This window comes from Frankia sp. AgKG'84/4 (genome assembly GCF_023242965.2).
Lineage (GTDB): Bacteria > Actinomycetota > Actinomycetes > Frankiales > Frankiaceae > Frankia.
In genome coordinates this window covers 1-890 of the sequence record NZ_JALKFU020000873.1, presented here as the reverse complement: position 1 = coordinate 890, position 890 = coordinate 1, and the positions used below count along the sequence as shown (strand labels likewise).

1 protein-coding gene is annotated in these 890 nt (G+C 76.2%); it reads left to right on the top strand.

Going from position 1 to position 890, the window contains the following annotated elements; genetic code table 11:
• On the top strand, nucleotides 1-890 hold an 890-nt coding region (locus MXD58_RS25770; protein WP_250610303.1), incomplete at both ends, for a sensor histidine kinase.

Here is an 890-nt window from a genome sequence, read left to right as displayed (position 1 = left end):
CCGGGCTGGTCATCGCGGCCGGCTGGACGGTCGCCGCCGCCCGCGGCTACACGCCGACCGGCTGGGCGACGCCGTTCGAGGCCGCCGGGCTGATCCTGCTGTGCGGAGTGCCCGCGCTCGTCGGCACGCTCGTCCGCAGCAACCGGGTCACCGCCGCCCAGGCCGAGGAGGAGGCCACCCGCCGGCGGATCGAGCAGGAACGGCTGCGGCTGGCCCGTGAGGTGCACGACGTCGTCGGGCATGGCCTCTCCGTCATCTCGCTGCGGGCCGCGGTGGCCCTGCACGTGCTCGACCGTCGGCCCGAGCAGGCCCAGCTCGCCCTGGAGGCAATCCGCCGGACCAGCGTCGACGCCCTCGACGAGCTGCGCTCCACCCTGGCCCTCACCCGCCTGGACGCCCCGGAGCCACCATCCACGACAATCGCGCCGACCGTCTCGCCGGGGCCCACCGCCTCATCAGGGCCGACCGTGCTGGCGGCGTCACCCGCGCCGCCGTCACCCGCGCCGCCGCTGACCGGGCTGCGCCGCCTGCCGTCACTGCTGCGCGAGGTGCGGCTGTGTGGCGTCCCCGTCGAACTGGTCATCGACGGGGACCAGGAACGGCTCGCCGAACTGCCCGCCGACGTCGACCTCGCCGCGTTCCGGATCGTCCAGGAGTCGTTGACGAACGTGCTGCGCCACGCCCGGCGGGGCGACACCAGGGTCCGGGTCGAACTGACGATCACGACCGGCCGGCTCACCATCGACGTCGACGACAGCCCCGACCCGATCGCCGCCCTCGCCCCGGAGTCCGAGCCGGTGGCGCCGCCCGCCCCGGTCCCGGGACGCGGCCTGACCGGCCTGCGCGAACGCGCCGCCGAACTCGGCGGAACGCTGAGCGCGGGCCCGGCG